At 41.2% G+C, this 12,178-nt stretch carries 12 protein-coding genes; 7 read left to right on the top strand and 5 right to left on the bottom strand.

The features are described from left to right. The first annotated feature begins 6 nt into the window (after nt 1–6). The 6 genes from MTF66_RS03415 (at nt 7) to MTF66_RS03390 (ending at nt 6,827) form a co-directional block, all read left to right on the top strand. The gene (locus MTF66_RS03415; protein WP_058584718.1) at nt 7–459 is read left to right on the top strand and encodes an NfeD family protein; all 453 of its coding nucleotides are present in this window, start codon (nt 7–9) and stop codon (nt 457–459) included. 103 nt (nt 460–562) lie between these two features. Beyond that, nucleotides 563–1,399 carry a patatin family protein gene (locus MTF66_RS03410; RefSeq protein ID WP_248526385.1) on the top strand — a complete coding sequence of 279 codons (837 nt, stop codon included), beginning with the start codon at nt 563–565 and terminating at the stop codon, nt 1,397–1,399. A gap of 88 nt (nt 1,400–1,487) precedes the next feature. Then, nucleotides 1,488–3,686, top strand: coding sequence for a carbohydrate-binding family V/XII (locus MTF66_RS03405; RefSeq protein ID WP_248526384.1), 2,199 nt, complete (start codon nt 1,488–1,490; stop codon nt 3,684–3,686). A 199-nt stretch (nt 3,687–3,885) separates the two neighbouring features. Further along, complete coding sequence (locus MTF66_RS03400) at nt 3,886–5,511, top strand: methyl-accepting chemotaxis protein (RefSeq protein ID WP_248526383.1); 1,626 nt, start codon at nt 3,886–3,888, stop codon at nt 5,509–5,511. A gap of 36 nt (nt 5,512–5,547) precedes the next feature. Next, complete coding sequence (locus MTF66_RS03395; protein WP_248526382.1) at nt 5,548–6,354, top strand: ABC transporter substrate-binding protein; 807 nt, start codon at nt 5,548–5,550, stop codon at nt 6,352–6,354. A gap of 2 nt (nt 6,355–6,356) precedes the next feature. After that, nucleotides 6,357–6,827: a DM13 domain-containing protein gene (locus tag MTF66_RS03390; RefSeq protein WP_248526381.1), complete on the top strand. Its 471-nt coding sequence runs from the start codon at nt 6,357–6,359 to the stop codon at nt 6,825–6,827. Nucleotides 6,828–6,927: 100 nt separating this feature from the next. Here MTF66_RS03390 and ahpF read toward each other — a convergent pair whose 3' ends face one another. From ahpF to MTF66_RS03365, 5 genes are all read right to left on the bottom strand, one after another. Further along, nucleotides 6,928–8,508, bottom strand: coding sequence for an alkyl hydroperoxide reductase subunit F (gene ahpF, locus MTF66_RS03385; RefSeq protein ID WP_058584712.1), 1,581 nt, complete (start codon nt 8,506–8,508; stop codon nt 6,928–6,930). Between the two features lie 155 nt (nt 8,509–8,663). Beyond that, a complete protein-coding gene (gene ahpC, locus MTF66_RS03380) occupies nt 8,664–9,233 on the bottom strand; it encodes an alkyl hydroperoxide reductase subunit C (RefSeq protein ID WP_054553958.1) in 570 nt (189 codons plus the stop codon). A gap of 208 nt (nt 9,234–9,441) precedes the next feature. After that, complete coding sequence (locus MTF66_RS03375) at nt 9,442–9,945, bottom strand: 2,4'-dihydroxyacetophenone dioxygenase family protein (protein WP_054562481.1); 504 nt, start codon at nt 9,943–9,945, stop codon at nt 9,442–9,444. Nucleotides 9,946–9,991: 46 nt separating this feature from the next. Then, the gene (locus tag MTF66_RS03370; RefSeq protein WP_248526380.1) at nt 9,992–10,444 is read right to left on the bottom strand and encodes a hypothetical protein; all 453 of its coding nucleotides are present in this window, start codon (nt 10,442–10,444) and stop codon (nt 9,992–9,994) included. 74 nt (nt 10,445–10,518) lie between these two features. After that, on the bottom strand, nt 10,519–10,992 hold the full coding sequence (locus MTF66_RS03365) for an NAD(P)-dependent oxidoreductase (protein ID WP_248526379.1): 474 nt from the start codon (nt 10,990–10,992) through the stop codon (nt 10,519–10,521). 147 nt (nt 10,993–11,139) lie between these two features. On the opposite strand from MTF66_RS03365, the gene MTF66_RS03360 reads away from it, so the two are divergent. Next, nucleotides 11,140–12,159: an AraC family transcriptional regulator gene (locus tag MTF66_RS03360; RefSeq protein ID WP_248526378.1), complete on the top strand. Its 1,020-nt coding sequence runs from the start codon at nt 11,140–11,142 to the stop codon at nt 12,157–12,159. Nucleotides 12,160–12,178 lie beyond the last annotated feature (19 nt).

The raw sequence follows: 12,178 nt of genomic DNA, 5'->3' as shown, positions 1-12,178 counted from the left end.
GGGCTGATGGCATTTTTAGATACCCATTTAGCCGAAGCACTGATGATTATAGGTGTTATCGCGCTAATTGTTGAAGTTGCTGTACTGGGTATGAGTACCTATGTATTACTGTTTTTAGGCTTATCTTTATTTGCCAGTGGCTTACTAATGAATATAGGTCTACTTGATACGAGTTACACTACCGCGCTTTGGAGCAATATCGTGTTTACTCTTGGTTTTGCTCTCGTGCTTTGGAAACCTCTCAAACGCATGCAGGATAAAACCGATACTAAGCCGATACATAGCGATTTTGCTGAGCTTACCTTTGTCGTTAATGCCAATGTTGATGATAAAGGGTTAACCACACATCAGTATTCGGGTATTACATGGCAATTAAAGAGTCAGTCTCCCATTGCTGCTGGTAGCACAGTAAAAGTAACCGACAAACAAGTTGGCGTACTTTGGGTAGAGGCAGTATAACTCAGCAAGAATCAAACCTTATTTAGAGTCAAAACTCTATTTAGTTTTGTAACCGTGTTTGCTATGGTTAGAAGCACTCACGGTTACAAGCAAGGTTGCGAAAATGAACAATAACAAGGCTCTCGTTGTAGAAGGTGGTGCAATGCGTGGCATTTTTGCCACTGGCGTTCTGGATGCTTTTATTCAAGCTAATTACCAACCTTTTAATCAATGCTATGGTGTTTCTGCCGGAGCCACTAACATTGCCGCTTATTTGTGCGCCCAATACAAACGTAACCATGCAGTGATCACCGATTACTCTTGCCGACCAGAGTTCATCGATTTTATTCGCTTTATTAAAGGTGGCCACCTGTTTGATTTAGACTGGCTGTGGCAAGAAACCATCCGTGATATTCGTCTAGATCTCGACACCTTCGAAAAACAAGCCAGTGAATTTTATATAGTCACAACCAATATACAAACAGGGCAGCCAGAGTACTTAAAAGCAAATGCGGTTCATCTTGAAGAGCAATTAAAAGCCTCATGTGCGCTGCCGATTGCTTATCGAGAATTTCCTGTTATCAACAATTTGCAACTCACTGATGGTGGCGTGGCAGATTCTATTCCTATTCGTAAAGCATACGAGATGGGTAATAAAGAAATCACCGTTATTTTATCTCAGCCTCTTGGCTATAAGAAAAAGCCTTCAAAAGCGCCTTGGTTCGTTAAACGCCTTTATAAAAACACCCCTGCATTAGCAGAAGCCACCTTAAGACGCGCAAAAAATTACAATCAAAGCATTGATTTTATTACCAACCCACCAAGCGATTGTAAAATTAATATTATTGCACCGCCACCCAACTTTGCAGTTGGTCGAACAACCAAATCATTTGAAAAACTCAGTGCGGGCTATGAAATGGGTTTAAATGCGGGCTCAAATTTTTTAACTCAAGTTGCTTAAGCTAACGCTTTAAAAACAGGAACAATTTTTAAGCGTTTTCGATGTCATTGGCTATACTTTAAAGAGTTATGTTAGCCAAGGATTGACCATGAAACTCCCCCTACCTTTTATTATTGCCTGCAGGGTTTTAATACTCTCTTTTCTGTGTTTATTTTCATTTTATAGCCAGGCTATTGAATGGCCGCAACAAGTGCAAACATCACAAGGCACACTCATTGTTTATCAGCCACAACCCGAGAAACTAAACGGTAATACTTTAACAGCCCGTGCAGCAATGTCATTTTCGGTTTCAGGTAGTGACGCTGTGTTTGGCGTATTTTGGTTTAGAGCTAAATTAGATACTGATCGCGAAAACGATACCGTCACCGTTCGCAATATGACTGTCACCGATGTACGCTGGCCTGAGTCAAAAGATGCAGGCGAACAAAAATTTACTGCTGTCGTTAATGAAGCAATAAAAGCCAGTCAATTTGAAACCTCGCTTTCGCAACTCACCGCCAGCCTTGAAAGTGCAGAAGCAGCAGAACAAAGTTTAACGCAGTTAAAAACCGACCCTCCAACGATTATTTTCAAAGAGCAACTGTCGGTATTATTGAGTTTTGATGGTGAACCTAAGTTTAGTAAAATTGAAAACAGCCAATATGAGCGCGCTTTAAACACCGCCATGACAGTGATTAAAGATAGCAAAAGCAAACTTTGTTATCTCACCGATGGGCAATTTTGGTATCAGGCAAAACAAGCCAAAGGGCCTTATGAGTATATTCAGTCGCCACCGGCTGAACTTGTAAAAATGCTTCCTAAAGATACCCAAAGCTCAGATCTAAGTGCACCACCAGCCATTGTTGTAGCAACTAAACCTACAGAGCTTATTGCAACTGATGGCGCTGCGAAATGGAAAAGCCTAACCGGTGGCGAGCTCATGTATGTGTTTAACACTGAAACCCCTTGGCTACGTGAAATGCAAACGAATAACATGTATGTCTTGTTATCTGGACGCTGGTATCGCGCAAAACAACAAACAGGCCCATGGACCTTTGTACGTGGCGATGAACTACCCGAAAGCTTTGCCAATATTCCACCTGAATCAGATTTAGGGGGTCTCAGAGTTTCAGTTGCTGGCACTGAAGAAGCTGACGAAGCTGTATTAGATGCAAAAGTGCCGCAAACAGCGGCTATTAGCCGTAAAGATACTAGTTTAATTGTGTATTATGATGGCAAACCTAAATTTGAACGGATCCCGGGCACGCAGGTTTCTTATGCCATTAATACCGATGCACAAGTGCTGAAAATTAAAGGCAAATATTATGCAGTCGATAATGCAGTGTGGTTTAAGGCAGACTCCGCACAAGGCCCTTGGCTAGTTGCTGATAGCATTCCAAAAGATGACATCGCAAAAATTCCTCCAAGTTCCCCCGTTTACAACGTCACTTATGTCGAGATATACGAGTCAACTCCTGAAGTGGTGTATGTTGGTTATTACCCAGGTTACATGTGGTCATACCCTTATTATGGCGTGCCAGTGTATGGTACAGGTTGGTATTACCCACCATACTGGGGCGGTGGCTACTACTACCCTCGCCCACCGACTTGGGGTTTCAATATTGGCTATAACAACTGGACGGGTTGGTCGTTTGGCTTAAGTTGGAGCAATGGTTTTTTAAATCTAGGGATGAATTGGAATGTTGGATGGCCAACCCATTATCGACCTTATCATTGCTGTAATGGCTGGTATGGCGGTGGTTACCGCGGCCCTGTTATTATTAATAATGGCAATATCAATATTGGTAACAAAATTAATGTTGGCCATAAACCTGGCCACCATAATAAACAACCAAGGCATAATATTTATAAACGTGATAAGAGTAAATCGCGTCTCGCTTCAAAGCAGCAAGTGAAACGCGATTTAAAAACAGCCATCAGCCAACGCGATAAAGCAAACAATGTGTTCGCTGATCAAAAAGGTAACGTGCTCAAGCGTGATGCCGATAAATGGCAACAACGTGTTGAAGGTAAATGGCAAACATTACCTACCGATAAACAGCAACAAATCAAAGATCGGGCACAAAATATTGACCGCCAACAAGTGCAAAATAAATTGCAAAGCATAGATAAAAGTAAAGCGAAGCAAACATTACAGCAACGCCAGCACGCTCAAAATAGGCAACAAAATCGTATGCAGCAATTAAATAGGGCAAATAGAGCACGTCAGCAAGGTATGCAGCGCCAACAAATGCGCCGTAATACACAAAGACAAATGCCTCGGCAAATGCCCAATCGCGGCCATTAATGTAAAAACAGGAACAAAACAAAGCCAGTGTAAATACTGGCTTTGCTATCTTAACGAAAGGTAACGCCCTCTGTCGCTACCTTTAAGTCGTAATAGATATGTATCTCAAGAAAAAGCCAGCAAAACAATTGCAAAAACTTGCTTAAAACCATTTCTCTATTAGCTTTAATACTAAGTCCTTACAAAAATTTGCACGCTCATGTTAAATAACTACACCGTTCGTACGCGATTAGCCGTTTTGGCTTTGTTACCGGTTACAGTTTTTGTGATCACCTCTATTTTTACAATGTCTATTATGTCGAACATGGTAAAAGGCATCGACAGTTTGTATGACGATAGAGTCATCCCCCTTGAACAAATAAAAACAGTATCGGACAATTACGCGGTTAGTATTGTTGATTTATTTCATAAATACCGCGCTGAGCAAATTTCAAAAACTGACTTTCTAGCCGCCGTTGAAAATGCAAAAGACGTGGCTGACAGCAAATGGAAAAGCTACTTAGGGACCAAACTAACCACAGAAGAGCAGCGCTTAGTTAATATCGTGGAAAAGAATCTAGCTGTAGTAGAAAGCGAACTAAGCACGTTTTTAAACCAAGTTAAAAGTAACCAGCTTAAAGCAATTCCTAACGAGGTGTTCGTAAAAAGTCTTTATGATGTGTTTGACCCACTGAGCGAAAGCTATCAAGGGCTAATAAGCTTACAAATCAATGAAGCTAACAAGTTTAAAAACGCCGCAGATAAAGATTTTGCTCAAGTCAGTATCGCTATGACTGCCTCTATCACTGTATTAATAATTTTATTATTGGCTATTGCCTTTATTATATACCGCTCTATCCATAACCCATTATTATCGCTTAGTGAAACGATAGGCTCTATCTCAGAAAATGCTGACTTACGTCTGCGTGCAACAACCTATGGTAATGACGAAATAGCCCAAGCAGCACATCACTTTAATGCCATGATGGAGCGCATTCATGCCTTAGTAAATGATGTAACCAGTGCAACACTCACCCTTTCATCTGCTGCTGAGCAAATGAACTCAATTAGCGACCAAGTTGCAAGCACAGCCACAGAGCAAGAACATCAATCAGCAATGATTGCTACTGCCATAACGCAAATGAGTAGTGCTATTGAGCAAGTTGCTGCAAATGCATTATCAACATCAGAAAAAGCCACTCACACTGATAAAACAGCCAAGCTGGGTCAGCAGTCTGTGCAAGAAAATATCGATTCAATAAACCGTCTATCACACATCGTTAATGCGAATACAATATTAATCAATGAGTTAAATACACAATCAACCGATATCAATCAGGTGGTAATGATGATCCAAGGTGTTGCAGAACAAACCAATTTACTCGCTTTAAATGCAGCTATTGAAGCGGCACGCGCTGGTGAGTCGGGTCGCGGCTTCGCAGTAGTAGCCGATGAAGTAAGGCAGCTTGCACACAACACGCAAAAAGCCACAGCCAGTATTAACGAAATGATCAGTAAACTACAAACAATGGCGCAGCAAGCAGTGACCGCCATGGGTAATGCTGACGAAAGTGCTAAACAAAGTGTTGAATACGCAGAACGCTCATCACAATTACTGACTGAAATTACTCAAGAAATGGCACTTATCGCCGATATGAACAACCAAGTATCAACCGCAACCGATGAGCAAACCACTGTTGCTAACGAACTAAGTTGTAATATTAATGAATTTAGTAGTAGCATTTCACTGGTTAGCGAAAGCTCGCAACAAAATGCACAAGCCAGCCAAGAATTGGCCTCATTGGCTTCGCGTCTACAACAACAGGTGCATGTTTTCAAAGTATAGTCGTATAAACGTGCGCTCAAAAAAGGACTTAAATTAATGAACAGAGCAATACTGATATTTCTAATGACATTTGCTCTGTCGAGTCTACAAGTATTAGCTCATGAACAAATTGTTATTCAGCTTGCTAAACCTAACTATAATGATGCGGCGAAAAATCAATATATTCACGATATTCTCGACAAAAGTTTTGCCGCAATGGGTGCGGATGTTGTACTGCTTTACAATATTAAGCCTATGAATAATAAACGTGTTGTAGAGCAGCTAAGCCATAATAAAACAATTACCTTAGCATGGCTTTCTTTACCTCACGAGCAAGTTGATTCATTAGTCAGAACGACTATTCCTCTCTACAAGGGCTTACACGGCAAACGTTTGCTTATTATTCGCCACGAAGACCAAGAAAAGTTTAGTGATATTAAAAGCCTTGCAGGATTAACTCCCTTGGTTGGCCTCCAAAAACAGAGCTGGTCTGATTATAGCGTACTGAAAAACAATGGTTTAACAGTTAATGGCGAGCTTGATTACCCAGGGATGGTAAAAGCCCTTGAAACAGGGCTCGGTGATTACTTTCCACGCTCAGTACTGGCAATTGGCACCGAACTGAATAGACTAAAACGGTTCAATTTTGTCATTGCGCCAAACATTATGTTGCAGTACCCCAGCGACTATTACTTTTACTTAAGCAAAGAAAATCAACACATTAGAGATATACTAGAACAAGGTATGCAAAAACTGCAGCAATCAGGTGAACTTGAGAAGCTCTATTTGCAATACTTTGGTGATGTTGAAAAACAATTTTCTTTAAAGCAACGTCACATCATAACGCTAAAAAATAAGGAGTAAGCATGCTAAAAGCGCTGCTAATTATCATTATGACATTGGCGATTTTTGCTGCGGGTTTTATAGCTGGAGTGTACAGTTTACCTATTTTAACTGAACAACCAGCACCCGATATTGCTATTTTGAAGCAGCACCAAGGTCGATCGCAGTTTAGTGCAACGTTTAAGCCCGACCTCAAAGGCTCAGATCGCTTACATTATGGTGATGGCAAGGTGTATCTAACGAATGATGCTATTTCTATGCAGGGCACGTTATCACCTGGTCCCGACTATCAACTTTATCTATCGCGAAACTTTATTGATAACGAAGCCGACTTTTTAGCACAAAAAGGCACTATGCAGCGTGTTGCAGGGGTGCGCTCGTTCAATGGCTTTAAATTAGTTGTACCACAAGGTATTGATGTCAGTGATTACAATACAGTGGTTATTTGGTGTGAAAGTTTTAAGGAATTTATAACCGCAGCGCAGTATCAGTAGCTGGATTAATAAAAACAAAGCCGCCTTTGGAGAGGGCGGCTTTAAAGCGGCAGCTATGGGTGTGAGCTGCCTAATCAAGAGTCATTGTTTATGCAACTAATTAGGCTGCATCTTCTGTGCTTTGAGTCTCATCGCTATGGCGAATTAAGTAATCAAATGCACCTAAGCTTGCCGTTGCACCACTGCCCATGGCAATAATGATTTGCTTAAACGGCGTTGTTGTTGCATCACCTGCCGCGTATACACCCGGTAATGATGTTGCACCTTTACTATCAATTTCGATTTCGCCAAAGCGAGTCAGCGATAACGCTGAATCTTTTAACCATTCAGTGTTTGGCACCAAGCCGATTTGCACAAAGATACCGGCAAGCTCAAGTGATTTTTCATCGCCAGAGATGCGGTCAATATAGCTTAAGCCTGTTACTCGTTTACCATCACCAACAACTTCTGTCGTTTGCGCGTTTTTGATAATCGTAATGTTGTTTAAGCTATTTGCTTTACGAATAAGCACTTCATCAGCACGTAAGGTATCAGCAAACTCCAGCACGGTGACATGCTCAACTATGTTTGCAAGATCAATTGCAGCTTCAATACCTGAGTTACCACCGCCGATAACCGCTACCGCTTTACCTTTAAACAACGGACCATCACAGTGAGGACAGTAAGCAACGCCATGACCGCGATACTCTTTCTCCCCTGGCACATTCATTTCACGCCAGCGTGCTCCGGTTGCTAATACCACTGATTTAGCATTTAAAACCGCGCCATTTTCTAGCGTAATTTGATAATTATCTTGCTTAGTAAGCGATGCCGCACGTTGATTTTGCATTACATCAACGTCGTATTCTTTTACGTGCTCTTCAAGTTGTGCAACCAATTTAGGACCTTCGGTCGCTTTAACTGATATAAAGTTTTCAATTGCTAATGTATCTGATACCTGACCACCAAAACGCTCTGCAACCACACCCGTATTTAAGCCTTTACGTGCTGAATAAATTGCCGCAGAAGCGCCTGCTGGGCCACCACCAACAACAAGTACATCGAATAATTCTTTATCGTTCAGTGCTTCGGCTTGGCGTGCAGCCGCTTTGGTATCTACTTTATTTAGAATATCGGTCAAGTTTACAGCGCCTTGGCTGAATAACTCACCGTTTAAGTACACAGCCGGTACTGCTAACACATTACGCTCGTTCACTTCGTCTTGGAACAAGGCGCCATCAATCATCGTAGCCGTAATATTTTCATTGTGTGCCGCCATCAAGTTAAGTGCTTGCACTACTTGCGGACATGTTTGACAACTTAATGAAATATACACTTCAAAGTTAAGCGGCCCAGGCAATGATTTAATTTGTTCAATTTCAGTCTCTGTTGCCTTGCTCGGATGACCGCCTGTATGCAGTAGAGCAAGGATCAAACTGGTGAATTCGTGGCCCATAGGCACACCCGCAAATGTGATTTGCGTATTGTTAATAGGTGAAGATACCACCATAGATGGACGACGTACGTCTTGGTTAGGGTTATCTCGCACCGAGAATTTGTCGCTTAACGAAGCTAAATCGTTTGCTAAGTTTTTAAGTTCTGTTGATTTATTGCTGTCATCCAAGGCGATAAGCAGCTCAACAGGGCTGGTAATAGAAGCAAAGTGGCTTGTTAATTGGTTTTTGATATTCGTATCTAACATGGCTTAGCCCTTGAGTTCAGAATAAATAATCTAGAAAAATTTTAAATATAACTGCCCACCACCCGCTAATGTGCTTAATGTGAGTTGTGATGGGCAATTAAGGTTGCATTGAGATAGCAAAGCAAAGCTTTGCTATCGTTTAATGCAGTGGCAAATTAGATTTTGCCAACTAGGTCTAGTGAAGGAGCAAGTGTCTCTTCACCTGGCTGCCATGATGCAGGACATACTTCACCATCGTGGTTAGCAATGTACTGTGCAGCTTGTACTTTACGTACTAACTCTTTCGCACTACGGCCGATACCTAAGTCGTGAGTTTCGATTACTTTGATTTCGCCTTCAGGGTTCATTACGAATGTACCACGAAGAGCAAGACCTTCGTCTTCAATCATCACACCGAAGTTACGAGTAATACGACCTGTAGGGTCACCAATCATTGGGAATTTGATTTTACCAATTGTGTCAGACGTATCGTGCCATGCTTTGTGAGTGAAGTGTGTGTCAGTAGATACTGAGTAAACTTCAACACCCATTTCTTGAAGTTGCTCGTAGTAATCAGCAACATCACCTAGCTCTGTAGGACATACGAAAGTGAAATCTGCTGGGTAGAAGAAGAAGATTGACCACTTACCTAGCACGTCTTTTTCTGTTAGTTCTACAAAGTCACCGTTGTGGTAAGCTGTTGCATTGAATGGTTGTAGTTTTGTGTTAATTAATGAAGTGCTCATAGTATTCCTCATTGATGTATTTAAAAATGTTTAATTAACGCAGCCTTGCGTCTGCTTGATTAATACAATAGAGGTGTGAGCGATTAAAATAAAATTGATTGTTTAGATTAAATTGATTTGTTTTTTAGATTGAAATACACAAAATAGTAAAAACTGCAAAGCCCTCAATCACTTATGTTATCAAGGGCTTTCACTTCAGGGAATAAAATTACTTACTAAAACCGTATAAACTCTTTGGTTTAATGTAGTTAGGCTCAATTCCTTGCTCTTTTGCGGCTGCTAACATCACTTGCTCAATCCAACCTGCATCCATAATGTTCATATAGTTTCCATCTGGGTCAAAGTTAATGTTAGACCCCATAACAACCATAAAGGTATCGGTCACTTCAGTGTTGTCTGCTGGTACTTGAAATTGATGAATCGAACCGCCTGGCTCAAACAAATAGCTACCAGCCACTTGTAAATCGTCTGGGTATTCTGTGTAGTGCCAGCTGCCCGCCAAGGTATATAAATGTACAACACCAGTATGAAAGTGCTTTGGCAAAACCGTACCCGGCTCAAATAAAACACGTAATACCCATACCCCATTTTCAGAATCGAGCATGAGTGGATAAATGTGCACGCCCGGTAAAGCGTTTTTAATTAGCTTTTCATCATTAGTATGAATAGTCAGTAAGAAATCTTGATGATTAATAATATCTGGTAATGCCATATGTGTGCCCTCTTTTCACTTGCTTCAATAAGTTAACTAGTTATCTTTAATTTGCTGTGGCGGTATCTGTGCGTGGCTCTTCTTTACATAGCCCTTGTTCATACGCCCACTGCAATGCATGTTGCATACCTTGCTGTAAGGTAAATTCTGGTTTATACCCAAAAATGTTTTGCGCCTTTTCATTACTGTACGCTGCACTTTTACGACTTAGCATGCGCATGGTCGACGGATTGATATCTGTGGTTTTACCAACAAGGTGATAACACCACTCAATGAACCTTGTTAGCTTTAACGCCAAAGCCAAATTCACTACTGTGACGTGCTTTTTCCCTTGTGCCTGTGCTAAGTAATTAAAATAAACTTGGTTAGTTACTTGCTCAGGGCCCGATAGGTTAAAAATTTCTCCGCTTGCATCGTCACTCATGGCACTTTGGTAAATACCTTTGACTAAATCATCAATATAAACAGGCCCAAACATGCCCTCTGGTACCATAAACATGCCTTTGCCGATTTCTTGTAATGGGTAAGCTATCCACGGCCTTGAGCCGGGCCCATAGACATCGCCCGGGCGAATTATTGTGACATTGAGTTTTTACTGGCGTGATAGCTTAGCGATAAATGCTCGCTCATCATTTTCGAATCGTTATAGGCTCTGCCATCAGGGAACAAAGGCGCATCTTCTTTAATATCAGTTTGCCAATCACTGCCATAGACGGCCGTCGACGAAATATGAATAAAGCGCTTTACTGTGTTTACAGCCACCGCTGCATCCAGTAAGTTTTTCGTCCAACCCACATTCGCCTGCCATGTTTGCTTATAGCTAAACGCATTTGAAACAATAGCCGCTGTATGAATAACTAAATCGCAGTCATTCATTAATGAGCGCCAACTCGCTGGCTCATTCAAATTACCTGCAACAATGTTAAATTCTTCACAGGGTGTTAAATCAACGCCGCATACATCGACTCCATGCGCCTTAAAGTAGCGCGCAAGTGTGCGGCCAATAAAGCCATTACCACCACTAATAAAAACTTTTGAGTAGTTCATTGTGTGTTCCTCTAAGCACGTTACAGCCTTAATTGCAGCTAGCAGGCCAAATAGTTAATACATTGTTAAACTTTAATGACCTGTATTACTTTACTTTTCACGCAATTTTTTTACTTTTTACGCCAACGCACTAAAAAAGAGCACACTATGCCCCGTTTAACACAAGCACCTGATCTTATTAGAGTATCTGCTCTACACGGCTATATTGAACTGATCGAAAGTAAATTGGTGAACCCTGACGCACTATTATCGCGCGTTGGTTTAGACAGAAAGCAATTACAAGATGCCAATAACTTTGTGCAGTATCAGCAACTCATTCAGCTATTAGAACTCACGGCGAAAGAATTAAACCTGCCCTATTTCGGGCTCGAATTAGGCCGTTGGCAAAGCTTGAATATTTTAGGGTCTGTTGGTTATTTGATGGGCAATTGCGACACCCTTGAAATGGCGCTAAAAAATTTAACTAAGTACTATCATGTTCACCAAAATAGCGCTGACTTACTCCTTGAAGTAGACCAAGACTATGTAAAACTATCTTTTTTAGTTCGCACTAGCCTAAAGGTGAGTGTTTATCATGGTGCCGACTTAGCCTTAAGCGTTGGGGTCAATTTATTAAAGCAGTTAACCGATGATCAAATAAAACTATCTCATTTGGAGCTTCCCCATAGCTGCGATGAAAACCAAAGTGTTTATCGCCAAGCGCTAGGGCAAATTCCAGTATTTAACTGTGCGCACACAGCAATTGTATTTGAAAGAAAATACCTAAAACTTCCTATTAAGAACTCAGATAAGCAATTGTTTTCTATACTTAGCCAGCAGCTTGGACAGCCAGCAGACACAAAACGCGAAAATATTGCAGACCATGTTGAAGTGCTGATCAAGCAATACTTACTGCACGAAGAATTTGGCGTAAACCTAATAGCCGAAAAGCTATCAATGAGTGCTCGCAGCTTGCAGCGACACTTAACAAAGCATGACACTACCTTTCGTGAATTAGTCGATGATGTACGCTGTAATCTAGCACATCAATATTTAACTGAATCTAGCCTCAGTTTATCGAACATCTCAGATATCCTAAGCTTTTCTAATTACAGCGAATTTACTCGCGCTTTTAAGCGCTGGTATGGCATTCCACCAAAAGATTATCGTAAGACACACTCGAGTTAATGGCGTAAAAAGTTAAAAA

The organism is Pseudoalteromonas sp. 2CM39R (assembly GCF_023161845.1).
The sequence above is the reverse complement of the archived record's forward strand: the minus strand, read 5'-3'. Positions and strand labels throughout refer to the sequence as shown.